Genomic DNA, 25,538 nt, shown 5'->3' on the forward strand with positions numbered 1-25,538 from the left:
GTCGAGAGTAGCCGTGCCTGCCCATTTATCTTACGAGGGTGCAAAGGTTTGAATTTAGACAAAACTAAAATTGACGTGCGCGCTCCATTTTCTCTTCTACGAATTCTGATACCAAAACTTGACTGTGTTGCTGACACGCATTGGGCTAAATCTGCTCTAACGAGAGCAGTTTTCCATCGTATTGGTAGAAGTGATGAAAGCTTGAGCGAAAACCAAAATCCTAGTGAAGGTAGGATCAAAATCAACATTTCGTTCCCGTCCGACACAAGTGACTTAACGCTCGATGAGCACTCTGAATTGTTTCGAAATGTTCTCAGCGGGGTTACGGATGGAACTGTGTCGTCTAGCGCGCTTTCATCTTATCTTAGCTTGCTGTTGAGATATGGGGATTCCTGGACTGCTAGACAGGTAGCTGCTGTCTACCTTGACGCAGTTGATGAGGTGGATCCTAGTTTAACGGATGTACTGGGTATCTCGTACGCCTTGCAGGGGGAAACTGGGATGGCGAAGGCGCTTTGGGAACTGTGGCTTGAGAACTCGACAATTGACGAAGCTCGAGCAATGCTCGAAAACGGTATTGAGTATATTCAAGAGTCAGAACTTGCAGGCAAACTTCATCACACGGTCTTGACTTCTAATCAAGCTCGTGTAGTTGAAGCTATCGGGGATTCTAATGAGGCCGAGCGGTTATATGAACGGGCCGTCTTGTTGGATCCTAAGTTTGCTGAATCTCACCAAGATTATGCGTCATTCTTGTGCTGCATGGGTCGTTTCGAAGAGGCTCTGAGAGAGGTTGAATGCGCTCTGGAGCTAGATCCAAGCATGGCCGAAGCATACAGTCTCTTAGGGTACGTTCTTATGCAGTTAGGAGATTTGCGTAGGGCGAGAGATTCGTATGCAGTATCGGCAGGTCTGGGGAATGAATCCGCTAATTTAGATGCATTGCGTGCTTCATATGAGGCGGGAACACCAGAGTGGACCTTGCAGTTCGGCTCGAAAGTAGTAATGACGGGGCTCGATGCTGATTCACAGGCGGAGGTTGAACTGTTGCTCTTGCACGCGAGAAGTATTGTTGACTCGGATTTCGATTTCCAAAGAGCATTAAAGGAGCTTAAATCCTGCTTTCCCGACAATGAACTAGTTGACGAGACTATTCAAGCTAATTCTCAAAAGGAGGTGCGTTCGTGTTGAAAGAGGATATTTACAGTTCCCGGAACAGTGTGAACCGGTCTTGTCTCACGTGTTTGCGAAACATTCCTATAAAGGAACTATATGAGCGTCAGCAATACCTACAAATGCGTCTACCGAGGCGGTTCCGGTGGCTCTCTCTTGTTCTTGCACCCACAGGAATAAGCTTAAGTGTGCTCATTGCGGGTTTGGTGAGGATCGCTGCTGGAATAGCAATCACGATAGGGATCGGGCGGATAATCTCTGGTGGAACTACCTCAGTATCCGCAGCGTGGTTACTAATTATCGCCTTTTTGGCTGAAAGTGCCGGAAGTGTGGTTAAGGAGCGTCAAGAGCTAATCCTCACCGTGGTTGTGCGCCAGCTGGCATACAGACGTTTTCACAATGTTTTTGAGACATCCTTGTATGCACACGAGGCACGGGCACATGTGCTTACTCACCCTAGGCAGCTTAGCCAGTTTGCCTATGTAGTCGATGGGGCCGTGTCTATGGTACAGATAATCGCATTCTTGGTGATTTCTCTATCGTGGTATGGAATTGGTGGTGCTATTGCGGTGCTGCTCATTGTCTGTCTTCTTCTCGTGAGCGTTAAGCTAATAACTTTGGTAGGTAGACTATGGGAGAGATACATTGATCTTGAAGCAGAGCGACGAAGTTGGATCAAACGTGCAGCAGACTCACTACCTCGGGGAAAGGTGATCCCGGGCTGGCGTTCCACGTTGACCACTATAACTCGCATTAGGGGGATGGAAGAGCAGCTTCTGCGTAGACGTGTCTTCTTACAACTCGTAAGTGGATTCATTGACCGCAGTGCGATGACGGTAACGCTTTCTGTTGTTGTTATTCTTGGTTCTTGGCTATGGCCAAATGCAAGTTTTGGAATTGGCATCATTTTGGCTGCTCGGTATCTTTATTCAGGTGTGCAGAATAACCTTGTAAACTACAGAGTTATTCGTCTCGCTTGGCCGATGATGCGAGATCTTGAGAATTTAGAAGCTTCAGAGGTACCCGGAGGTGAAGCTAAACCTCTGGCGGAAGGTCCTTTGCGTAATATCGAGGTACTGACAGACAAATCCCGCCGTGCTCGGCTGCTACGATCCTCAGCGACTTTACCCGGAACTGTATTCGTGCCTTGCAATCCACGGTTATCCCAATCTGTATTATCAGCGTGGAAAACTCTTGCAACATCAAAAGAGCTCTACGACTTCACAGCCTTTGCGTCGGCTATGGGCTTATCTAGCAATGTAATAGGACGATTCTGGTACGATGCTACTACATTGTCGTCAGGAGAACATCATCGTGCGGTGGTAGCTTTGGTACTGGCAGAAAAACCGAAATGGCTCATTCTAGATAACACCTTCGCGGCACTTGATCCCGCCACGCGCGACAAGGTTGCAACGATTATTTTTGCAAACGTGGCCGCATGTACTATTATTACAAACTCTGAGGAATACGTGCCAACTGTCTTCACATCCGAATTAAACACCGAACTTTCGAAGCGTGAACAGCAGTTCCCCACTTCTCAAACCGATCAAGTCCATTCTGTAGATATGGGACCGGAGTATAAACTCCCTGATCCATCACCAGAAAAATCGACGTTCTTACGATCAATCCGCTTACTATTTGGGCCACACGTAATATGGATTATTCTTGGCGCAATTCTTATCGCCAGTTCGGAGGTGGTATTCGCACTCTCAGTTGCTGGACGTGATACCTCTTCCTTGCAGATCACTTTCGCCGCAGGTTTTTGCGCGCTGGGAGCTACTATTGGAGCAATCTTGTTCTTTGGTCCGCTATATTTTGTTCCAATTGCTCGGCTAAGTGAGTTACATGGACGAATAATTCGTAGAATTGATCAGTTTGCAAGTTCTCGAATAAGCGGAGCAGTCGTGGGGCGCATCGGTGACGATTTTTCTGACCTGCAGATGTCAGTACCCGGAGCTTTGGGATCAGTATTCATCGTTACTGTGCAAAGTGTAATGCTCATAGCGGGTGCGGTAGCAGGAGTTCCCTTATTTATTGTTGCCGTAGCTATCGTGATGCCGCTCGCGCTGCTCGTGATGAGACAAGGAAAAAAATACATAGTGCCTGCAGCAACTGAAGCTGCGAACCGTCGAGGAGAGTTCTTAGGTGCAGTTGGTGCACAGGCAGGTTTGCATACAGCCCCCCTAAGCGAAAGAGTGCGGCTCGCCGGCGAAGTGGCTTACGAGAAATGTGAAGCCGAGTATTTAGAGGCCTCAACTCGCCAGGCTAATGCGTATGCATACCGGTCAATTCTGATTCAATCCCTTAGTTTAGTTCTAAATATCTTTGCAGTTGTGTTGATAACAATACTTGGAGGGGCGAATCCCTTCGTAGCGCCCGCTGCCGTGATCTTCTTTGCTGTGACATTGTCTTCGGGAATTGAGTCAACGGTGGAAACGCTCCAGGAGGTAGGTGTTATTGGTGTTACTACTGAGCGTGTAAGACTCCTTGAGGAGTTCGAATCGGCCCGTAGTTATCCGCCGGTGCGTACAGGTGATCTTAATCGGCTTGAGAAGGCTCTCAGTTCGGGTATTGTATTGATTGGCCTCATTGGGGCAACTGGTGCCGGGAAGTCTGTACTACTTGACGCACTTTGTCGTCGAATTCCTGATGGTGAGGTAGTAATTATTCCTGACGCAGATCCATTTGCACTTGAGCAGACTGACCTGAGCGGTTTGCTCCTTGCTCGTTCCGAATCGCAATATGGCACGGCTCGACTATTGTTACTTGATGAGACGATGAGGAACCTTTCTCCACAACAGGAGCGAGCCGAGCTGAAATCGCTCTCTGAAGCGTTGGAGTGTAGGGGCAAGCAAGGAGTAGTTGTTCTTCACTCCCGATCAAACCTCGACTGCTTTGCAGCGGTGATAAATATGGATGAATAATATGGCTCCTAAAATACGCTTTTCTCCGAAGACAGTCATTGATGAGATGCGCATATACAGGGCTACACCAGCCACCTGGACAGACTCAACGGTCATGCTTCTTAACGATTATGGCGCAACCATGTGCAAATCTAACGGCGAAACAATGCCTCTGGAACTCCCAGATGGCGATGAGGTTTTGCTTGGTCAGGATGGGATAATTTACGCGTGCACGTTTGATAGAAATCAGCTTGAAGTGCAAACTTACCGACAGGGCGATGGAGCGCTTGAGTCCACCCGACAGTCGTGCACTGTGGATATTAGTGGTCTAATCTGCGACCACTTAGTCGTTCTCAGCCTTCCTGAAGGTTTAGAGTTATGGCTGGACTCACCAGGACAGTGCAAGAGAATCTGCACTATATCGAATGGAATCGCTAAGAAAAATCCCGTAGTGGTGAAGCAACGACCTAGGGGTAAGTTACATTTTAGTTCCGGTGATATCGTGGCGTTTGCCGAAGATAACGGGGTTGATGGGCGCTTTTTGAATATCGTTGATCTATGCAGTCAAAGAATATGGAACATTCGATCTGATTTTGTTTTCGCTGCCTTGAGGCGTGTTTTTGCGTTCTCCAGTAGTGTTCCTATAAGTGATGACAAGCCCTATGGACTATATGTATTCAGCTGCCACGGGGATATTTCATTCTTGAAAACCGATGGACCAGTCTTGGACGCAGGAGGTAACGCCACTCGTGTTGTTGTTTCAGTCTTCACGGGTACTGACGCGCATCTCCGTGATGTGACCGAAACTGTTGCCGGCAATTTGGAAGTGCGCCACGTGGAATCACTTAGTGGGTACAAGTCCCTGTCACTTGACGGTAGTGTTTACGCGGTGCGGGGTTTCTCAGATGTACTTACTATCACGTCAACGTTTGATAAAAGTGGGTCATTATCAGCGTCTCGTCAATTAACTCCAATTCGAGGGGCACTTCCAGAGTGTGGAAAATATATCATTTCTCGCTCACCTACTAAGTCTTTGGGGGCAGTAATTCATTTTCATGGTGGTCCCGAAAGTCAAGAAGTTCCCGAGGGGCGCTTCTTCGGACTTCCACAATGGTGTAATGAACATGGACTGGATTGGATTGGTGTCAACTATCAGGGCTCGCTCACGCCAAATCTCCTGTATACTCGATCGGCGTGGCACAGATGGAGCTCTACGTTGCGCAAGGATGTGTTAGGTGCAATTGAGCTTACTACTGGTCCCATAGTGCTAGCGGGTTGGAGTTTTGGAGCCACGATTGCTCTCGCACTCGGCGCCTCGAATGATCGTATTAAAGGCTTGTTACTAGGTGCTGCTACGGGTGACTTGAAAAAACACGTGGATTACGCGATTGGAATAGATCCAAAGCATCGTGACTGGTTTATTCAAAGGTTTGATTTCGAGAATGGTGATGCCTTGTTTTTCAATGGTGTAAACAGCTTTAGAGCTGATTTGCACGTTCTGGAATTCCACGGCGAGAATGACATGAACTGCCCTGCTTTCCTGGCTAACCAAGTTGCGAAGCAGTGGGAAAAACTAGGTAATCCTTGGACGCGTGTTAGTTAAGAGATAACTCTATGCACGCATAAGTGATGTAGAGGTTGGGGAGTCAAAGCAGTTGGGGACGATGGACTTAACTAGACGATGGTCTTAACTAATTGACTAGCCCAATACCACTGCGCGATGGGCACGATCCGGGGGTGCTATCACGAGCCCCGTGAGGATGCATTGGTGACGGCATGCCGGATCGCGCCGAATCCGCGCGCGGGGTATTAGTGCATTGTAACGGCGTTTAGTGCGTGGTGATTACATCTGTATCTTCGACTCGACCACTGCGTGGCCGCATGCCTTCGTCTGTTGGGCGCGTACCTGCTACTAGAACGAGGAATGGATGGCGCGAGGAGTCGCTGAACACCGTGTCGTTCATTTCCTCGAAGTTCGCGCCCGACATGGGGCACAGGTGTAGGCCCAACGCACGTAGTGTCAAAATCAAGTAGCCGGCCTGCATGATGGCGTTGTCGTGGGCCATCTCCAGATTGCCCGTCAAACTGTCTATCAGCTGGTTACCTAACCCCAGTTTGGGGAGCTGGTTTTCAAATGCTTCGTCGTAAGACAAAACCAGTAGGTACGGTGCGGCTTTCACTGCGGCCCGGTTGCCGGGCGACATCGTTTGCGCCACGGATTCGCGCGCGTCCTCAGACGTAAAAAGATCCAGGCGAAGAGAAGAAATATTGAATTCTGTGGGCGCCCACTTCATGAGGTTATAGGCACGGCGAATCAGTTCCACATCGGGTTCTTCAGGCTCAAAAGTCCGTTGCGAATGCGCATCGGCAAAGAGCTTGTTGAACTGGTCTTCAGTTAGTACAGCGTGTTCGAATTTGTTAGTCATAGCAGTTTCAATTCCACCATGTTCAAGCAGTGGGTACAAGGTCCTAGAAGCCAATTTTGCTCTCAGCACATAGTGTGAGTGACGGCACAGAACGGATTTTCGAACTTCGTGTTTGCGTAATTGACGCATGAGGGGCCGGGGAGGACACCCTGAATGCCCCAGCCAACACGGCTGGGAACGTTGAGTAGGTGAGGTGATGAAACCGTGGTAGAGACGGGTTTTGACGTCTAAGTGTCATCAAGATTGGCGCGGCTAAATGGGGACTAGGACTGTTGGCAGCCCGACGTAGCTTGAGCGCGGGTAGGCTCAAAGTATGACCAATACGACCATTGCTAAGAAGACACGCCCCTGGGGCACAAATGTGTTCGTAAAGCAGTTGATGGCTATCTCTGGCCTCTTCTTCGTCCTGTTCTTAATTGTGCACGCGTACGGCAACTTGAAGATGTTCGCCGGGCAGGAAGCTTACGACCACTACGCACACTGGTTGAAGAGTGATGCGTTCTACCCATTGTTACCGGAAGGTGGGTTGATCATCGTGTTCCGCGGCGCGATGATCCTGTTTGCCTTACTGCACATCCTTTCGGCATTCCACGTTTGGTTGCGTTCCCGTAAGGCGCGGCCAACCAAGTACGAAATGAAACGTAATATCGCGGACTCGTACGCGGCCCGGACGATGCGGGTTACCGCCATCGTGATTCTGCTGGGAGTCATTTTCCACCTCCTGCACTTCACAACCGCCACGATTCCCGCTGGATACGGCGCGGGAGTGACATCGCCGTACATGCGGATGGTTGGGGCGTTTAGCCACTGGTGGGTACTGCTGATTTACATCGTTTTTGTCGGTGTAGTAGCGTTCCACATCGGTCACGGCATCTGGTCTGCGCTGCAAACCATGGGGTGGTTGCGCCGCAATACCCAGCACGCAACGATCGTTATTTCTGGGATCGTAGCCGCTATTGTCTTCATCATGTTTATGGCGCCACCGTTCGCCATTGCAGTGGGATTCATTACTGCCTGAGGAAAGTGAAATGACTGATCAACTAATCCACGGGCTCTACCGCGAGGGCGAAAAAGTCGCGGACAAGAAAGCACCAACGAACGTGCCGATCTCCCAGGTGTGGGAGCAACGCAAGTTCGAAGCGAAACTCGTTAACCCAGCTAACCGGCGTAAGCTCCACATCATCGTGGTGGGTACCGGTTTGGCAGGCGGCGCTGCAGCTGCCTCATTGGGGGAAATGGGTTACCACGTAAAGACGTTCTTCTACCAAGATTCCCCCCGCCGCGCACACTCAATTGCTGCGCAGGGTGGGATTAACGCGGCGAAGAACTACCGCAACGATAACGACTCGGTGTTCCGCCTGTTCTACGACACGGTCAAAGGTGGGGACTACCGTTCACGCGAAACAAACGTGTATCGTTTGGCGGAAGTTTCCGCATCGATCATTGACCAGTGTGTGGCGCAGGGCGTGCCGTTCGCACGCGACTACGGGGGGATGCTCGATAACCGTTCCTTCGGTGGTGTGCAAGTATCCCGCACGTTCTACGCGCGTGGTCAGACAGGGCAGCAGCTGCTGATTGGTGCGTACCAGGCGTTGGAACGTCAGGTTAAGGCCGGCACGGTCGTGCAGTATCCGCGGCACGAAATGGTGGAGCTGATCGTTCACGACGGACGCGCCCGCGGCATCATTACCCGGAACATGGAGACGGGTGAGTTGGAAGCTACAACGGCTGACATTGTTGTGCTCGCAACCGGTGGCTACGGGAACGTGTTCTTCTTATCAACCAACGCAATGGGGTGCAACGCCACCGCGATTTGGCGGGCATACCGTAAGGGCGCGTATTTCGGTAACCCGTGTTACACGCAGATCCACCCGACGTGTATTCCACAGCATGGGGACCAGCAGTCGAAGCTGACCCTCATGTCGGAGTCGTTGCGTAACGACGGGCGGATTTGGGTTCCGAAACGTAAGGAAGACTGCAAGAAAGACCCGCGGGAGATCCCAGAGGAAGACCGCGATTACTACTTGGAGCGGATTTACCCCTCGTTCGGTAACCTCGTGCCGCGTGATATTGCCTCTCGTCAGGCGAAGAACATGTGCGACGAAGGTCGTGGTGTGGGTCCGGAGATTGGTGGGGTTGCCCGCGGGGTTTACCTCGATTTCGCTGAAGCGATCGAACGCATGGGCCGCGATGGGGTGAGTGCGAAGTACGGGAACCTGTTCGACATGTACGAACGCATCACGGGTGAAGACCCGTATGAGGTTCCGATGCGTATCTACCCGGCGGTGCACTACACGATGGGTGGCTTGTGGGTTGACTACGACCTGGAATCGAACCTGCCGGGCTTGTACGTGGCTGGGGAAGCGAACTTCTCTGATCACGGTGCGAACCGGTTGGGTGCGTCCGCGTTGATGCAGGGCCTGTCCGATGGGTACTTTGTGCTACCAAATACAGTTAATGACTATTTGGCGGATGCGTCGAAGCTAGCGAAGATCGATCAGGATACCCCGGAAGTGCAGGAAGCGTTGAAGTCCGCGCAGGATCGGGTGGATCGCCTGATGGCTGTGAAGGGTTCGCGTTCCGTGGATTCGTTCCATAAGGAACTGGGGCACATCATGTGGGAGTACTGCGGTATGGAACGTACTGAGGAGGGCCTGAAGAAGGCGATCGGTATGATCCGTGATTTGCGTGAGGAGTTCTGGCGGGACGTGCGCGTGCCAGGGAAGACGATTGGGGAGATGAACCAGTCGTTGGAGCGTGCAGGCCGGTTGGCGGACTTCATGGAGTTGGGTGAGTTGATGTGTATTGACGCCCTTCACCGCGAGGAATCCTGTGGCGGTCACTTCCGCGCGGAGTCGCAGACTGAAGAGGGTGAGGCTTTGCGTCACGACGACAAGTTCTTGTACGTGGCGGCGTGGGAGTTCGGTGGGGATGGTCAGCCCCCGATCCTGCATAAGGAAGACCTCGTGTACAACAACATCGAGTTGAAGCAACGGAGTTACAAGTGAACATTACACTCAAGATTTGGCGCCAAAATGGTCCTGAGGATCGGGGCGCGATGCACGAGTACGAGGTGCACGGTGTTTCCGAAGACTCCTCGTTCTTGGAAATGTTGGACATTCTCAATGAGGATTTGTTCCAGCGTGGGGAAGAACCGATCGCATTTGACTCGGATTGCCGTGAGGGCATCTGCGGCCAGTGCGGCGTGGTGATTAACGGTGTTGCACACGGCCCGGAGGTTACGACCACGTGCCAGTTGCACATGCGTTCGTTTAAAGATGGGGACACGATCACGATTGAGCCGTGGCGTGCTAGCCCGTTCCCGGTAATTAAAGACTTGGTGGTTAACCGTTCGGCGTTGGATAGGATTATTCAGGCCGGTGGCTACATCAGTGTGAACACGGGGGCGGCGCCGGATGCGCATGCGACGGCTGTGCCGAAGGATAATGCGGATCGGGCGTTCGAAGCCGCGGCGTGCATTGGGTGTGGCGCGTGTGTGGCGGCGTGCCCGAATGCGTCTGCGATGCTGTTCACGTCTGCGAAGGTCACGCACTTGAACATGTTGCCGCAGGGGCAGCCGGAGAACCTGGCGCGCGTCACCGCGATGCTTGGTCAGCATGATCGTGAGGGGTTTGGTGCCTGCACGAATATTGGTGAGTGTGCGGCTGTGTGCCCGAAGCAGATTCCACTGGACGTTATTTCTACGTTGAACCGTCAGCTTGGTAAAGCAGTGCTGAAGGGGACGAAAGCGTAGCTGTTTCGACTGGCGCTAGGTTAACTAGCGTTGCGCAGTGGTTGTGTAATGCGGGTGGGGTGAGCACTTGGTTGCTCATCCCACCCGCGTTTGTTTCCTAACAGTGTTCTCTTAACCTTATTTAGGCTGTGAGCCCGGCGTGGTTGAGTGCGGCGGCTAGGCCGTTATCGTCGAGTGGGGGAGCGACCCAGTTAGCCACTTTTTTGACTTCGTCGATTCCGTTTCCCATCGCGATACCAAGTCCGCTGGTTTCCAGCATGGGGATGTCGTTCGCGGAGTCACCAATCCCAATGGTGTCTGCCATGTTGATCCCGAGGTGTTGCGCGAGTTTGCGTAAACCTTTCCCTTTGGTTACGTGTTGCGCGGTGAGTTCCGTGGTGATCCCGCCGACGGAAACGGAACCGGGAATCAGCAGGTAGTCACCACCAATCTGACTGGCGACTTGTTCGAATGTGAGTGGTGAATCCGTGGGGATTGTGAATGTGCATTTCGAAGAGTCTTTAGGCAAGTCCCAAGTTACGTACGGTTCGATTTGCTGCACGTATTCCGACCAGTCCCCACTGAGCCCTTCAGTTTGCTGTCCCTCTTGAGTGGCCGCTTGAAAAGCTTCGTAATAGCTGCGTGAGGGGACAATCTGATCGTGGGACTGCCACACCCAGTGGGCTTTCGCTGCCTCAAGAATCTTGGTGATGCGTTGGATTTCCGGGTGGGGGATTAGGTGGGTGTCCACAACCTCGTTTTCGTATTCCACGAACGCACCGTTCGCACCTATTAGACCCCGGAAACCAAGATCCCAAAGCTTCGGATAAATCTCGGGGTGCGAACGGCCCGTGCACATCACCAGAGTGTGTCCGTTAGCTACGGCCTGTTTAATCGCCTTTGCCGCACTGGCGGGCACGCGCTGATTGTGGTCAATAATCGTTCCATCCACGTCAATGCAAACAAGTTTCATACCCCTAATTATCCCACACCGCCCCTAACCAAGTGAGGGGTAACTTAGCGTCTGCAGATTAGCTAGCTCAGCACACCCGCCGCTGATAGAGCGGCCAACGAAATCGCGTCACGCAGTTCACCTTGATTGATGAGCTCGTGGATTTCTGGTTTGCTGAACCAGGCTTGGTCGTCCACTTCACCGTCCGTTTCCCCAGCGTGCACTCCCTCATGAGGGACCACAAACAAGCCAACGCCCGTCTGGGTGGCCAGCAGACCTGAATCAGGGTAAATCAAACCGCAAAACTGGCCTTTTCCCCCATCTATCCCTGTTTCTTCCAACAGTTCGCGGTGGGCTGTAGCCAGAGGGTCAGCATCAGACAGCTCCGCCATGCCCCGCGGGACCTCCCACAGTGAACGATCTAAACGAATCCGGTACTGGCGCACCAACAGGACCCGCTGTGTATCCTCAGCCACCAGAACCGCAGCCCCACCACCGTTGGCAGTCTCACTGTTACGCACCCGCCACTGAGTGCGTTCCACCCCCGACGCATCCGCAGCTACCACCGACTCCACCCGCAGTGGAAAATCCGGCGCCTTCCACACGCTTTGCCAATTAACCATCACCGCTCCTCCCTCAAGATTTTAAATCTAAAAACGAAACCTAAAGGCGTCACTCACAAACCAGTAAATCACCTATAAAGACTGAACCCCAGAACTACTCACTCAGTTTGCACCATCGACAACGTCGCGGTCATCGACGACTTCCGCAACTGCCACATCTGCGCGATATCATCCCACGGCATCGACGACACCGCTCCCAGCACCGCCGCCAACACCAGTAACGTCCCGCGCGTAACCGCCGACAGATTCACCGAATCCGTGTACAGCCCCAAGAATGCAACGAACAACACGATGGTCGTCATGATCGCCATCCGCAGCAGCGTCACCCGTTTCTTACGTTGATGCGATTGCTTCTGCCCCACCAGCTCACGCGCAGCCAAAGCGATACTGAACATGGCGCCCGACTGCCCCTCAAGAAACAACGCCTGTGCCTGCTCGCGCGTAACCTCATGTAACTGCGCGAACAAAGGTGGGGCAATCACCCGCATATGATCTAAAATCTCGCCTTCCACACGTAGCTTAGACGCGCGCGCGGGCGTAAACGTTCGATCGCGAAGACGCTCAAACCGACTGCGCACAGGTAAAACCAGACCGTACGCGCGCGCCAAATCCAGGTCTGCGCCCAGTGATTCCTCCTGATCATAAAACGTGAGGTACGTGCTGGAACCACGCTGCGCAATCGCTCGGTAATATGCACGTGACCACATCTCCATACCAGCCCGCCCGTGCGTTTCACTCAACCCCAACTTGGGAAGCAAAGTAGTTACCAACGCGGTGACACTTTTGCGGGCAGTCAAACCTGGGTTATCGAACAGGTAGCGTGCTAACAGCGGTACCTCACCGCGGGCTTCCAAATCAGCCTGCGCATCCCCCAGCGCCGAAGCCATATCCAACCCGCCGGATTTCCATAAGGCCACGCGCACGCGCCCATCCAATATAGCTTGCACCCACTTGTCTTGCGCCCGTTCAAGTAGTGCCACGACCTCAAAGCGGTCCAACCCCTCATGCTGATCCTGCCCATTCAAACCGTTCGCGGGGAAGGCTAATCCAGCCCCCGGGTACCAGTTGGGGCCACGCGGAGCCCACTGCCAATCGTGAGGCTGATGCGCCCGAGTGGTAGCCATGATTGCTGAAGAAGCCGCTCGGAATTCCGCGCTGCGCACTTTCTCTAACTGAAACCCCAAATCGACAGCTCCCGCACCGCCGGGTGCCGGCTGGCAGTTAACGGTTATTGGAATGCGATCGTTTGGACCTAAACCCAGCTCAAAGGCGATTCCCTCGGGGCCTTGCGTGAGGAAAAATATTCCATCGAACAGTTGATTTCGATCTAAAGAAATGTGATCACCCAGCAACACCGCGGTGCGTAACGCGGCATTCAACTGCGCGGTTGCCTCAGCGGCACCCAAGGACCGCCAAAGCGAAGCCTGCCGCACTGAATCAAAATCGTAAACCACCACGCTAGGCGTGGAACTAGACTGCGGCGGTGAATAGACACCACGGTCCGAACCGCTCATACGCACCTCCTATTCCTCTAACCGATCCTAATGCGATTCCCGCCACGAGGTCACCCGCACTACCACTTCCGCCACGCCGCATTCCCTCAAGGCTGCGTACATTGCTCAAAAAACCACCTGTCTGCTCACAGCAGGTTATGGCGCCCAACGTGGGTAGGTTATGGCGCCCAACGTGGGTAGGTTATGGCGCCCAACGTGCGTAGGTTATGGCGCCCAACGTGGGTGGAGGACTAGAATAAGGCGCGTGGATACGGCTTTGAAAACACCCCAGTTAGAAACCTCGCAGCAGTGGCGTAAAGAAAAACCACTGGTACTAGGTATCGAATCAACGTGTGACGAAACAGGATTCGCACTGGTACGCGGCGGTGAACTGCTCGTAGACCGGACTGCGACCTCCATGGATGAATACGCGCGATACGGGGGAATAATCCCCGAAATCGCATCCCGTGCCCATTTGGAATCCTTCCTGCCCACGCTCGAATCCGCGCTCACCGAAGCACACGTACGCCTCGAAGAGATTGACGCAATCGCAGTGGCAGCAGGCCCGGGGCTCATCGGATCACTCACCGTGGGGATATGCGGAGCTAAAGCACTCGCGCAAACCCTGGGTAAGCCCATATACGGGGTAAACCACGTGCTCGGACACCTGGCGGTCGACGAACTCGTCGACGGGCCAATGCCAGAACAGTTCATCGGCCTCGTGGTATCCGGGGGACATTCAAACCTATTGCACGTACGGGACCTAGCTACAGACGTGGTAGAACTCGGCGGCACCCTAGACGACGCTGCGGGCGAAGCGTTCGACAAAGTGGGGCGCCTACTCGGCCTGCCCTACCCGGGTGGCCCCCACGTAGATAAACTCTCGCAAGCTGGAAACGTGGAAGCCATCAAGTTCCCCCGCGGCCTGGCCAGTGCGCGCGACAAAAACAAGTACCGCTACGACTTCTCTTTCTCTGGGTTGAAAACCGCGGTGTCCCGCTACGTATCCGCCCACGAGAAGCAGGGGGAACCATTCAGCCCCGAGGACGTGTGCGCCGGTTTCTCTGAGGCAGTTAACGACTCCCTAACCGCAAAAGCCGTGCAAGCCTGCCTGGACCTAGAGTGCTCAACGATTGTGGTCGGCGGTGGTTACAGCGCCAACTCGCGGCTACGCAGCCTCATTGAAGAACGCGCTCAAGCTAAAGGTTTGACTGTGCGCATGCCACCGCTGCGGTTCTGCACCGACAACGGAGCTCAAATAGCAGCAATCGGATCCACCTTAGTGCGGGCAGGGGTGCGGCCATCCGAATCGGATTTCGCCCCGGATTCACAAATGTCCCTCACCGTGCCCGTCATGTAAATAACCGGCAAGGTAGATGCCCATATAGGTGCGCGGGCCTCGCGGGCGTACCACAGTCTTAGGCGCCCATGGTTTTAGTACTGATGTGGTTGGAACGTGTGTTCTCGGCACTTACGTTCTTGACACTTATGTTTTTGGCACTCAACTTGCCAGAGTGCTAACTGGGGAACTAATCTAAAGAGTGAACGTAGCAACAGCTACGAGACCCAACGTTAGGGGTCCGACCACCCGCGACGGCGGACCAGTAACGCACAAACTAATCACACATGGAAGGGGAGTTGACCAGTGTCGATTTCCATTAAACCGCTTGAGGATCGCATTGTGATCCAGCAGGTCGATGCCGAGCAGACCACGGCGTCTGGCCTGGTTATTCCCGACACGGCAAAGGAAAAGCCGCAGGAAGGCACCGTCGTCGCAGTAGGCCCAGGCCGCGTAGACGACAACGGTAACCGCGTTCCCATGGATGTTTCTGAGGGAGACGTAGTTATCTACTCGAAGTTCGGTGGTACCGAAGTTAAGTACCAGGGTGAGGAATACCTGATTCTCTCTGCGCGTGACATCCTCGCGATCGTAGAGAAGTAACACCGAGTTAACTTAGAAATAAGTAAATAAACTTCCGTTACGGGCAGCCAACCAGCCGGCAGAGCTGGCACTGGCTGCCCGTAACGTTACCCTGCGCGCCGGTAATTTTTGGCGATGCCGCATGGACCCGTAATGCTTGGACCGGGGTGTTTGCCCCACCATTTTTTACCCGGCCGAATAAACATTAAACCCCCACCCGCCTGGGTGGGGGTCGCGCTACTGCGCGCAGTAGCGCGATTTATGCTTACTGTTTAAATCTGTACTGAGCTTCTAAGCGTAAGCACGGGGCAGCTGGCTAATGCTGAAGCTTAGGCACGGGGCTTAAGCCACCGAGAAATAGAAGCTTCGGTACGCGGCTTAAGCCACCGAGAAATAGAAGCTTCGGTACGCGGCTTATGCCACCGAGGCGCGCCGACGTTTCCGACTGCGGGCAACTTCGCGACGCTCCTCTTCCGTCATACCACCCCACACACCGTAGGGTTCCATTACGCGCAACGCGTGTTCGCGGCACTGTTCAAGCACCGGACACGTCGCGCAAATCGCTTTCGCCGCCTCCGCTCGCCGGCGACGGGTAGAGCCGCGCTCTCCCTCAGGATGAAAAAATAGTTCCGTATCCATATCGCGACAAGCAGCCTGGAATTGCCAATCCCAACGATCCATAACCGGACCTGGCAACCGTGAAACATCGGTCATTCGCACATTCCTTTCCGCGCGAAAATACCGCGCTGCTGTGGAAACGTTTTTAACATTATCGATTTCACGCGCTTTAATCAAGGAAATTTTTGCGCTCACTGCGAAGTGATCACCTAAAATGACTTCGCCCACGCATATGCGGCACAAATCTTAAGCAAGCAGCATCTGCAAATACAGATACGTTAAACTTGCAAGATGACAGCTATGAAAGATCCCTTTGCTCTAACCGGTTTAACCTACGACGATGTGCTCCTCCTGCCCGAACTGACGGACGTGGTGCCATCAGAAGTGAACACGCAAGCGCAACTATCGCGCAACATAACACTGCGCATCCCCATTCTCTCCGCCGCGATGGACACGGTAACGGAAGCGCGGATGGCGATCGCCATGGCCCGCCAAGGTGGGATAGGTATCTTGCATCGCAACCTCTCGATCGAAGACCAAGCCCAGCAGGTGCGGCAAGTGAAACGGTCCGAGTCGGGGATGGTGGCCGACCCGGTGACAATTCACCAAGACGCCACGATTGAGGAACTAGATGAACTGTGCGGCCACTACCGCGTGTCCGGCCTACCCGTGGTAGACCCACAAAACCACCTGCTAGGAATCATCACCAACCGCGACTTGAGGTTCGTGCCACCCGAACGGTGGGCCACCACTAAAGTCCGTGAATGTATGACTCCCATGCCGCTGATCACCGCGCACGTTGGGATCTCCCGCGAAGACGCGAAAGCCCTCCTGGCTAAACACCGGATTGAAAAACTCCCCATCGTGGACGACGCGGGGAAGCTATCGGGGTTGATCACCGTTAAAGACTTCGTTAAAACCGAAAAGTACCCCAACGCCTCAAAAGATAAAGACGGTCGCCTACTGGTGGGGGCCGCAATCGGATACTGGGGGGACTCGTGGGAACGCGCGCAAGCCCTCGCAGACGCCGACGTGGACGTGCTGATCGTCGACACAGCTAACGGCGGGGCCAAACTGGCGTTAGAAATGATTGAGCGCATCAAAGCGGACTCCCGGTTTGAGGGAATCGACATCATTGGCGGCAACGTCGCCACCACGGAAGGGACGCAAGCGCTGATCGAAGCGGGAGTGGACGGCGTGAAAGTCGGGGTGGGCCCCGGATCGATCTGCACCACCCGCGTCGTCGCCGGAGTGGGCGTACCCCAGGTCACCGCTATCCACCTGGCCGCGCAGGCAGCGGGCCCCGCCGGCATACCGATTATCGCGGACGGGGGAATGCAGTACTCAGGTGATATCGCCAAGGCCCTGGTGGCGGGTGCGTCAACCGTAATGGTCGGATCCATGCTCGCGGGCTGCGAGGAATCACCGGGCGAACTCGTGTTCACAAACGGTAAACAATACAAGCGTTACCGCGGTATGGGGTCGCTAGGGGCCATGAGTTCGCGCGGACGCAAGTCGTATTCCAAAGACCGCTACTTCCAAGCGGACGTCACCAGCGACGACAAAATCGTGCCCGAAGGTATCGAGGGGCAAGTCCCGTACTCCGGCTCACTCGCAGCCGTCATGTACCAACTAATCGGTGGGCTGCACCAATCCATGTTCTACCTTGGGGCCGCGAACCTCAAGCAAGTACGCGAAAACGGGCGGTTTGTGCGCATCACCAGCGCGGGGCTAAAAGAATCACACCCCCACGACGTGGCGATGACCGTGGAGGCACCGAACTACCACTTTGGCCGGTAACTACCCGCTTGTTTGGCCGGTAACTACCCGCGAGTGCGGGTGGCAGTTACCCACGAGTGCGGGATTAGTTGCGTTTAGATGGGCCACGGGCCGCGTGGGCGCGGGGTACGGCCCCGGCTGCGTAAGAACGCGGCGTAGGAATCTTCCAGTTCCTTCGCCCACTGTACCTGGTGGGCGTGCAGCTCACCGGGGTCCATCTGCGCGACCTTCGGGTAGCGCGCCGCAATGGCCTGCGCTAAATCGAGTGTTGCCCGCACGTCCACTTCCGCGGTGTGCATGTCCTGTGCCACGGTCAATCCGTAGGCCGGCAGGGTCGCCGATAGGGTGCGTTTACCTTTGCGGTAGCGCCAACAGTACCGGTCCAACACGTAGGGGTCCACGATTGGGCTTAAATGCCCCAAACGTTCCCGCAATGTCGGCAGGTTGTGGCGGGCAAGTTCTGCCTCCATCAAAGCCAGGTCGAACGGGGCGTTAAACGCCACCACCGGCAGGCCCTCATGCAACTGCTCCACCAGCATGTCCGCCACTTCCGCCAGCACCTGTGGGGCCGGCGAACCGTTTTCGCGCGCGTACTCCGTACTGATTCCATGTACCCGCTGAGCAGCCTGAGGGATCTCCACCTGCGGGTCCGCAAGCCACGTGACCGTCTGGTCCTGCCCGCCGTCGCGAACCACTATCGCAGCGGTAACTAAACGTGCTTGCGCGGTATTAACCCCCGTGGTTTCCGTATCGAACCCCAGTAGGCGCCCGTCACTCCAGGACATGCGGATCCTCCTTCAATGGTGGACAAAATGAACAGTTAGGCTCAACAGCCTATGTTACCTGCATAGGATAGAACCATGAGTTATGAGATTGAAATCGGACGTGGCAAACGGGCGCGACGCGCGTACACGCTAGATGACGTGGCGCTCGTCCCCGCCCGCCGTACCCGCGATCCAGAAGACGTGAACGTGAGCTGGCAGATTGACGCCTACCACGTGCAAATGCCGCTGCTGGGTGCCCCCATGGATTCAACCATGAGCCCGGAAACCGCCATTGAACTGGGTCGTTTAGGTGGGATTGGGGTGTTAGATCTTGAGGGACTGTGGACGCGGTACGAGGATCCGCAGCCACTGCTGGAAGAAATCCGCCAGCTAGACGCCCACGCGTCGAACGCGCGGCTGCAAGAGATTTATTCCGAACCGATTAAACCTGAACTCATGGCAGCTCGACTTGGGCAACTGCGGGACGCAGACGTGGTTGTGGCCGGTAAACTTTCACCGCAGCAGACCGAGAAGTACTGGCGGTACGTGGTGGATGCCGGTGTGGACCTGTTTGTGATCCGGGGGACCACGGTGTCGGCCCAGCACGTATCATCGCGCGCGCAACCGCTTAACTTGAAGCGGTTCATCTACGAACTCGACGTGCCCGTCCTGGTCGGTGGAGTCGCTACCTACACCGGGGCCCTACATTTGATGCGCACCGGCGCCGCTGGTGTGCTCGTGGGGTTCGGTGGGGGAGCTGCGCACACCACGCGGCAACTACTGGGGATTCACGCGCCCATGGCCACCGCGATCGCGGACGTGGCGGCAGCGCGGCGCGACTACTTGGATGAATCCGGAGGCCGCTACGTGCACATAATTGCTGACGGTGGTATCGGTAGGTCCGGGGACTTCATCAAAGCAATCGGCTGCGGTGCGGACGCGGTGATGATCGGTGCGGCGCTCGCAAGGGCGCGTGAAGCTCCCGGTGGGGGCTGGCACTGGGGGAGCGAGGCATACCACCCGGAACTTCCCCGCGGCCAACGCGTGCACGTGGGAACCGCTGGCACAATGGAGCAGATCCTGCTGGGGCCATCCTCGCGGGCCGATGGGAAAGTGAACTTCATCGGGTCCCTGCGCCGCGCGATGGCCACCACCGGGTACGCGGAAGTAAAAGACCTGCAGAGGGTCGAAATGGTCGTTTCACCCTACGAAAAATCACTTTGACGCCATAAGTGTGCGTGCCACGCGTACTCACGAGGCCGGCTGGGGTTCTCAAGTGAGCTAGCCCGATCCTCAACTGGGGCATCTAGTCACGCAGTACTGCGCGCAGCGTTTGCGCGATAATTTTCAGATCCCCAAGCGTGGAACGCTCGCGCACGTACTTGGCGTAAAGCCGGGTTTTTTGAGGCAAAATCACCTCAATGTAGTACCGTTCCGGGTCGTCCGCACGGGCCAACTCATCGGCCTCATTGCGGTAGCGAATCGACGCGGGATCCGTGATTCCCGGTCTCACCGAAAGGATCAGGCTGCGCCACTTCGCAGGCCAGTGCTGCACGTACTCCGGCACTTCGGGGCGGGGCCCCACCAACGCCATTTCGCCGCGCACCACGTCGATCAACTGAGGGAGCTCATCGAGCTTAGTTTTGCGCAGTACCCGCCCCACGCGGGTCACGCGCGGATCGCCCGTGGCAGAAATGTTCACGCGCGGAACCTCATCAGTCATGGTGCGGAACTTGTGGATTCTAAATGGCCGTCCACCTAACCCCACGCGGCGCTGGCGGAAAAACACTGGGCCCGCCGAATCTAGTTTGATTGCCACACTGACTGCAGCGAACACGGGGCTGAGCAGCACGAGTGCGGCAGAGGAAGTCACAACGTCAAAAGCGCGCATAGTCAGAGGCTACCGCACCGGCCCAAGCGTCTGGTAGCGCACCAGTTGCCCAGCGGAGGTACGTGCCCAAATGTCGTCTATATTTGCGCTCATGAGGGTGGTGAAACTGCCCCAGCCACGGCCCGTTACCCGCGGTTGCTTCGCGGTGCCGGACGCCACCGACTGAATGAACAGTTGGCCGGCCCCATCGCGGAACAGCAAATCGGAATACCCATCCTGATCCAAGTCCGACACGGCAAACCCGTCTTTCAAGTGGTTAAATCCAACCCCTAGATTCAGTGGGGAAGTGAACTGCGCTCCGCCGCGCGTCACATACAGCCGCAGGCGCCCCGCCTTATCTAACGCTCCGATCGCCGGGTGGCCGCCGGCTGCATCTTGGAACGCGAACAGGCGCACAAAACCTTGCCAGCCCGTGCCGATGCGCCGGGTGGGGTTAAAACCGCCCCCGCCGTTACCTGGATATAGCATGAGGTCGCCGGCGCGGTTCACCGCCATCACGTCCGGGGTGCCATCACCGTCAAAATCCACCCCCGTCATAATGTGCTTAACCGTGTTCCACCCACTGCCGATCTGCCGGGCAGATGCGAATGAGGTTCTGGACCGGGCCTGTAGAAGCTTGAGGTTCCCGCGCGCGTCCACAAACGCTGCGTCCGTGTACCCATTGCCAGAGAAGTTGCCCATCGCGAACGTTTGCGTGGGGAAGCCCCGGCCGATCGGCATGGACTCGCCCCACCTTAGCGCCCAAGAATTAGGGGAAGACACCGGTGGGGTACCTATGGTCCGGGTGAAGATACGTAGTTCGCGCAGACCATCCACTACGGCGAACACGTCTTGTTTTGCGCTTGAAGAAAGTCGGGTTACCCCACTGCCCGTGCCGAGCACCCGGCTGCCGCGCGCATAACTGGAGGAAACCGCAACTGTTGGCGCACTTGGAAGCGCGGTGAACCCCGTGGCGGAAGCCAACCGGACTTTAATGCCCCGCGCGTCGCGCTGCGCTAGGTCGTCGAACCCATCGCGGTTCAAATCTCCAATCGGGAAGGCGCCGCTCAGACCCGTGCCCCGCGCTGGCCGCTGCATCGGCCGGGAGGTGTATGCCACCGCTGGATCACCCGCCAGATTCGAGTAATCCCCGGGAAAGTTCGCGATTCCACTGGTGAACCGGCCCGACCCGTCGGTGGGGTAGGCACGCAACGTACCGCTCGGGTACAAACCGAACACCGTGGGGCGCTGGCCCACGCCGTGTTCTACCGCGAACGTGCGCGCAAAGTTATGCCACCCCGTTCCCACCTGGCGGCTTGCACGGAACCCTCCGCGCCCATTCCCTGGGTAAAGCAGTAGGCGCCCATCTTGGGCACGTGCCAGAACATCTGGGTGCCCATCGCCGTCAAAGTCGATGCCCGTCATGAGGTCTTCGAAACCACCCCACCCCCGGCCAATGTCACGCGCCGTGGGCACCGCCGCGGAATTCTTGTGGTTAAACAACGTGAGGCGACCGTCGGGGCGGACCAGCAGAGTGTCCCGCACCCCGTCGGAGTTAAAATCCCCCGCGTCATACGTGGCGCTCGCGGTAAAACCGCGCCCCACCTGCGTGCCAATATCAGTGTAAGCACTTGGGTTAGTGGGAGTGGCTGGGGGGACGCTCGGAGCCGTGTTCGACAGGATGCGAGCGACGTTCGTGCGAATCCGGGGCAGCGTGTACCGGTAGAACATTTCGCCCGGACACGCGGTGGCGAACACATCGCGGTGGCCAACGATATTGCTACTTATCGTTCCTTTACCCGGGATACTCATGGGGGCACCTGCTTTCAGGCCCCGCAGCCGGAACTTCCAGGCAACAATGTTGCTCACCGCTGCCACCGCCTCATTAGTTGGCTGCACGCTAGTGAACGTGCCTAGTACGGAAATGCCGAACGTGTACGAGTTAGAACCTATTGCGTGCGCTCCAATCGGGTCGCGGGTGAGTCCGCCCGCGCGGCCTTCCCACGCGTTCCCGAATTTGTCGACCAGCACGTTGTACCCAATGTCGCCCCACCCCAGGGTGACAGCGTGGTAGTAGTAAATGTCGCGGATAATTCCCGGCACGTCAGCCTTAGAATAATTGTTCGACCCTACCGTGTGGTGAATCACAGCCCCGCGCATGCCCAGGGTGTATTGCGTGGGCCACGTCATGTACGCCGGGTTCGCCCCCCATTCGTTGCGCGTGTGAATAACTGTGCTCGTGTCGGTTGCAACCGCTCGGCTTCGCAGTTGCCCCGAAACCCACTGGTCCGCCTGTGTCATTTGCGAGTTAATGACGTGCAGTTTCGGGTCCGTAACCGGCTGTTCTTTATTGCTTATGAGGCGGGCGCGCACCTTCTGCGCATCCGTCACCACAGTGGGGGTGATGCCTTGCCGCCCATTTCGCTGAGGGGCTTCCATGTCGATGTGTTCGGCATCTTGCCACTGGCCATCGCGCAGTAACTGCACTTGCACGGACACGCGGGCACTGCCCGTCCAGGTCACGCCAATCACTGCGGGGTGGCCCGCGGGAATGTCCACGGGAGCAAGGTCAACCGTAGTGCCGGAGGATTGCTGCGGGGCAGTAGCGTCACCGGGGGCAGTGGTGTCACTGGGGCTGGCTTGGCTGTTGGGGGTAGTGGTGTCACTGGGACCAGCTTGGCTGTTGGGGGCAGTAGCGTCACCGGGTTTAGCTGGGGTACTTGGCTGCGAGTCGTGCACGTCGGCGTCCTCGCTCGGCTGTTGTGCCTGCGAGTCGGGCACATCGGCGTCCTCGCGCGGCTGCTGTACCTGCGAGTCGCGCGCGTTCGTGGTGGCATCAGTGTTGTCGATGTCGTCCGATATCCGCACGGGCGGGGTGCCTGCCGCTGGTCCCTCATCGGAATCTGCGGCGAAACTGGCGGGCGCAAAACCCCACCCGGCCACAGCTAAAACGGAAGTGGTGAAAACGGTGACGATGGCCAGCAGCCTGTGGCGGAACGTGGACGAGGGGGACATTGAATAGCCTTCCGAATAATAAGGACAAACCCAGCTGCGCGCCTACTGGGACACGAGTTTTAACCCAGCCACGCAGGCGACGATACCGAGTATAAGGAGGATCTTGATGACGGACACGGATTCAGCGCCCGTGGTGAACGCGTACAGGGCGGTGGTGGCGGCGCCAACTCCAACCCAGGCGGCGTAGCCGGTGCCGACGGGGATTTCGCGCAGCGCCCACCCGAGCCCACCCATGGAAACGACCATTCCGAGTATAAACAGTGCAATCGGCCCAGGGGTTGATAGACCTTCGATTTTTGAAAGTGCAACGGCCCACACGGCTTCAAACATGCCGGAGATAACCAGTACTAGCCAGTGCATGCAAACTCCTTTAGGGTCGGGGCACCCACCTGGTGCCGCGTGTTCGCCGTCAACCACTTGAAGACGTTCAGTACAGCACTTCGTCTTTCGCAGTGGTTTTCGCGTGAATTTCTTCCAGTCTAGCTGGGTCCAGTTCGGGTACCGCCACGTGGCTGATGAGGGGGTGGAATGGGCGGTCGTCGTGCTCGCCGCGGCCCCGCAGAGCTTCGGTCATTTTCTCACCCGGCCGCATGCCGGTGAACACGATGGGAACGTCTTTGTGGCTCTTCGCGATCAGACCTTTGGCGATGTCAAGGATTTTCACGGGCTCACCCATGTCTAGTACGAGCACTTCACCGGGCCGGCCGATTGCCCCCGCTTGGATCACGAGGGTGCAGGCCTCGGGAATGGTCATGAAGTAGCGTTCCACTTCCGGGTGGGTGACGGTCACGGGCCCACCTTTGTCGATTTGCTTACGGAACGTCCACAGCATGGATCCGCGGGAGCCAAGTACGTTACCGAACCGCACGGACACGAGGCGCGTGCTGGAGCGATGCGAATAATACGACACGATTTCTTCGGCAACGCGTTTGGTGCGCCCCAGCACAGAAGTGGGGTCGGCAGCTTTATCGGTGGAGATGTTAACGAAAGTTTCTACGTTGAATTCGTCTGCCAGTTCCACCAGGTTTTTGGTGCCCAGTACGTTCGTTTTCCACCCTTCCTCCGGGTACTGTTCCAGCATCGGCAGGTGCTTGAGGGCCGCCGTGTGGAACACTACTTGCGGCCGGTGCTGAGCGAAGATTGCTCGCAGCGCGTCTTTGTCCCGAATGGAACACAGCACCATGTCTGGGGTGTCTAGCAGACCTTTACCGTATAGTTCCAGCTGCATTGCGTGCAGAGCAGATTCGTCGCGGTCCAGTAGCACGAGTTCGCGCGGACCGAGCGCGTTTACTTGCCGGCAAATCTCCGAGCCGATGGATCCGCCCGCCCCGGTTACCATCACCGTTTTCCCCGTGAGGTACCCCGCCACTTCCGTCAGGTTCGTTTTAACTTGACGCCGGCCCAGCAGGTCGGTCACGTCGATTTCACGGATGTCGTTGAGGTCTATTTTGGAGCCAAGCAGGGAGGACACCGGGGGGATGGTCATCATCGTCAGGCCCGCTTGGTCGCAGATTTGGGAGTATTCACGCGCGGTGTTGGAGGGGGCGTTGTTGATGCAGTAAACGACGGTGGACACTCCGTGTTTGCGTGCCACGTCGGGCAGGTCAGCGCGTTTTCCGAGTACGCGCACGCCTTCTAACCGCAGGTTTTGTTTGGATTCGGAGTCGTCGATGAGGCCCACTGCGTTGAACCGGGCGTGTTCATCGAGCCGCAGTTGGCGCAGTAGTTGTTGAGCGGCGATGCCCGCACCGATAACCAGCACTGGTTCGGGGTCGGCGTCACTGTGCCGGGTGAGGGTTTTGTAGGCGCGCCACAGGGTGCGGGCGGCAGCCATGAGTAGTAGCGCGAGTGGGGGAGTGGAGACGGCGACGGCGCCGGAGAGGAATTCGCCGGGGTACAGCAGGGTAGATAGGGCGCCAACAACGGACGAGCCGACCGCGAGGAATGCGAGCGCCACCATTTCTTCGAACGTGCCGATCCAGTAGCGGTTGCGGTATTGCTTAGTGATGAACCCGACGCACCATTGCACGGCGATGGTTACGCCCGTGTACATGATTACGGCGTTGCGGTCTAGTGCGGAGAGGCTGAAGCTGAACCGCAGAGCGGTGATCGCAACCGCTGCGAGTATCCAACATAATGCGTCTGAGGTCGCCAAAGTGGCACGTCGCAGCCATGTCGAGATACTCATCGTCCCCCCGGTTTGTGAACAGGTGTAAATGTAACAGTTTAGATACTACCCGTCGCGGCGGCTTGATTGTACGACCAACT

The 25,538-nt window shown here is 56.1% G+C and carries 20 protein-coding genes; 10 read left to right on the plus strand and 10 right to left on the minus strand.

Features of this window, described 5'->3' with window-relative positions:
• Nucleotides 1-48: 48 nt before the first annotated feature.
• The 3 genes from QS713_RS03755 (at nt 49) to QS713_RS03765 (ending at nt 5,679) form a co-directional block, all read left to right on the plus strand.
• A complete protein-coding gene (locus QS713_RS03755; RefSeq protein ID WP_313272538.1) occupies nt 49-1,191 on the plus strand; it encodes a tetratricopeptide repeat protein in 1,143 nt (380 codons plus the stop codon).
• Between the two features lie 743 nt (nt 1,192-1,934).
• Nucleotides 1,935-4,097 carry an ABC transporter ATP-binding protein gene (locus tag QS713_RS03760; protein ID WP_313272540.1) on the plus strand — a complete coding sequence of 721 codons (2,163 nt, stop codon included), beginning with the start codon at nt 1,935-1,937 and terminating at the stop codon, nt 4,095-4,097.
• A complete protein-coding gene (locus QS713_RS03765) occupies nt 4,090-5,679 on the plus strand; it encodes an alpha/beta hydrolase family protein (RefSeq protein WP_313272541.1) in 1,590 nt (529 codons plus the stop codon). Before QS713_RS03760 ends, QS713_RS03765 begins: the two co-directional genes overlap by 8 nt.
• A gap of 226 nt (nt 5,680-5,905) precedes the next feature.
• Here QS713_RS03765 and QS713_RS03770 read toward each other — a convergent pair whose 3' ends face one another.
• Complete coding sequence (locus tag QS713_RS03770) at nt 5,906-6,502, minus strand: nitroreductase family protein (protein ID WP_313272543.1); 597 nt, start codon at nt 6,500-6,502, stop codon at nt 5,906-5,908.
• Between the two features lie 313 nt (nt 6,503-6,815).
• On the opposite strand from QS713_RS03770, the gene QS713_RS03775 reads away from it, so the two are divergent.
• The 3 genes from QS713_RS03775 to QS713_RS03785 are packed head-to-tail and all read left to right on the plus strand — an operon-like array spanning nt 6,816 to nt 10,256.
• Nucleotides 6,816-7,520: a succinate dehydrogenase cytochrome b subunit gene (locus QS713_RS03775; RefSeq protein ID WP_313272544.1), complete on the plus strand. Its 705-nt coding sequence runs from the start codon at nt 6,816-6,818 to the stop codon at nt 7,518-7,520.
• 10 nt (nt 7,521-7,530) lie between these two features.
• The gene (locus QS713_RS03780) at nt 7,531-9,510 is read left to right on the plus strand and encodes a fumarate reductase/succinate dehydrogenase flavoprotein subunit (RefSeq protein ID WP_313272546.1); all 1,980 of its coding nucleotides are present in this window, start codon (nt 7,531-7,533) and stop codon (nt 9,508-9,510) included.
• The gene (locus QS713_RS03785; RefSeq protein WP_102216200.1) at nt 9,507-10,256 is read left to right on the plus strand and encodes a succinate dehydrogenase/fumarate reductase iron-sulfur subunit; all 750 of its coding nucleotides are present in this window, start codon (nt 9,507-9,509) and stop codon (nt 10,254-10,256) included. The genes QS713_RS03780 and QS713_RS03785 overlap by 4 nt, the downstream gene beginning before the upstream one ends.
• 121 nt (nt 10,257-10,377) lie before the next feature.
• Here the strand turns inward: QS713_RS03785 and QS713_RS03790 are convergent, their stop codons facing one another.
• The 3 genes from QS713_RS03790 to QS713_RS03800 all read right to left on the minus strand — a co-directional run bounded on the left by QS713_RS03790 (nt 10,378) and on the right by QS713_RS03800 (nt 13,324).
• Nucleotides 10,378-11,208, minus strand: a complete 831-nt coding sequence (locus QS713_RS03790) for an HAD family hydrolase (protein WP_313272548.1) — start codon at nt 11,206-11,208, stop codon at nt 10,378-10,380.
• A gap of 62 nt (nt 11,209-11,270) precedes the next feature.
• The gene (locus QS713_RS03795) at nt 11,271-11,810 is read right to left on the minus strand and encodes an NUDIX hydrolase (RefSeq protein WP_313272550.1); all 540 of its coding nucleotides are present in this window, start codon (nt 11,808-11,810) and stop codon (nt 11,271-11,273) included.
• 98 nt (nt 11,811-11,908) lie between these two features.
• Nucleotides 11,909-13,324, minus strand: a complete 1,416-nt coding sequence (locus tag QS713_RS03800; protein WP_313272552.1) for a hypothetical protein — start codon at nt 13,322-13,324, stop codon at nt 11,909-11,911.
• Between the two features lie 244 nt (nt 13,325-13,568).
• Between QS713_RS03800 and tsaD the strand changes: the two genes are divergently transcribed.
• Together tsaD and groES are read left to right on the plus strand one after the other, a co-directional pair.
• Complete coding sequence (gene tsaD, locus QS713_RS03805) at nt 13,569-14,663, plus strand: tRNA (adenosine(37)-N6)-threonylcarbamoyltransferase complex transferase subunit TsaD (protein ID WP_313272554.1); 1,095 nt, start codon at nt 13,569-13,571, stop codon at nt 14,661-14,663.
• A gap of 285 nt (nt 14,664-14,948) precedes the next feature.
• Nucleotides 14,949-15,245 carry a co-chaperone GroES gene (groES, locus tag QS713_RS03810; RefSeq protein WP_102216193.1) on the plus strand — a complete coding sequence of 99 codons (297 nt, stop codon included), beginning with the start codon at nt 14,949-14,951 and terminating at the stop codon, nt 15,243-15,245.
• A 393-nt stretch (nt 15,246-15,638) separates the two neighbouring features.
• Here the strand turns inward: groES and QS713_RS03815 are convergent, their stop codons facing one another.
• Nucleotides 15,639-15,938: a WhiB family transcriptional regulator gene (locus QS713_RS03815; RefSeq protein ID WP_102216578.1), complete on the minus strand. Its 300-nt coding sequence runs from the start codon at nt 15,936-15,938 to the stop codon at nt 15,639-15,641.
• 195 nt (nt 15,939-16,133) lie between these two features.
• On the opposite strand from QS713_RS03815, the gene guaB reads away from it, so the two are divergent.
• Entirely contained in the window at nt 16,134-17,642 is a 1,509-nt protein-coding gene (gene guaB / locus QS713_RS03820) for an IMP dehydrogenase (RefSeq protein ID WP_376779548.1), read from the plus strand.
• A gap of 74 nt (nt 17,643-17,716) precedes the next feature.
• On the opposite strand, the gene QS713_RS03825 is transcribed toward guaB, so the two are convergent.
• Nucleotides 17,717-18,406: an exonuclease domain-containing protein gene (locus QS713_RS03825; RefSeq protein WP_313272558.1), complete on the minus strand. Its 690-nt coding sequence runs from the start codon at nt 18,404-18,406 to the stop codon at nt 17,717-17,719.
• Nucleotides 18,407-18,481: 75 nt separating this feature from the next.
• Here QS713_RS03825 and QS713_RS03830 point away from each other — a divergent pair, with 75 nt between their 5' ends.
• Complete coding sequence (locus QS713_RS03830) at nt 18,482-19,609, plus strand: GuaB3 family IMP dehydrogenase-related protein (protein ID WP_313272560.1); 1,128 nt, start codon at nt 18,482-18,484, stop codon at nt 19,607-19,609.
• Between the two features lie 82 nt (nt 19,610-19,691).
• On the opposite strand, the gene QS713_RS03835 is transcribed toward QS713_RS03830, so the two are convergent.
• From QS713_RS03835 to QS713_RS03850, 4 genes are all read right to left on the minus strand, one after another.
• Entirely contained in the window at nt 19,692-20,276 is a 585-nt protein-coding gene (locus QS713_RS03835; protein WP_313272562.1) for a sugar transferase, read from the minus strand.
• A 9-nt stretch (nt 20,277-20,285) separates the two neighbouring features.
• Nucleotides 20,286-23,270, minus strand: coding sequence for an FG-GAP-like repeat-containing protein (locus tag QS713_RS03840; RefSeq protein WP_313272563.1), 2,985 nt, complete (start codon nt 23,268-23,270; stop codon nt 20,286-20,288).
• 42 nt (nt 23,271-23,312) lie between these two features.
• The gene (locus tag QS713_RS03845) at nt 23,313-23,630 is read right to left on the minus strand and encodes a DMT family transporter (RefSeq protein ID WP_313272565.1); all 318 of its coding nucleotides are present in this window, start codon (nt 23,628-23,630) and stop codon (nt 23,313-23,315) included.
• 67 nt (nt 23,631-23,697) lie between these two features.
• Nucleotides 23,698-25,458, minus strand: coding sequence for a polysaccharide biosynthesis protein (locus QS713_RS03850; protein WP_313272567.1), 1,761 nt, complete (start codon nt 25,456-25,458; stop codon nt 23,698-23,700).
• Nucleotides 25,459-25,538 lie beyond the last annotated feature (80 nt).

The organism is Gleimia hominis, from assembly GCF_032085515.1.
In the GTDB taxonomy this organism is placed as follows: Bacteria; Actinomycetota; Actinomycetes; order Actinomycetales; family Actinomycetaceae; genus Gleimia; species Gleimia hominis.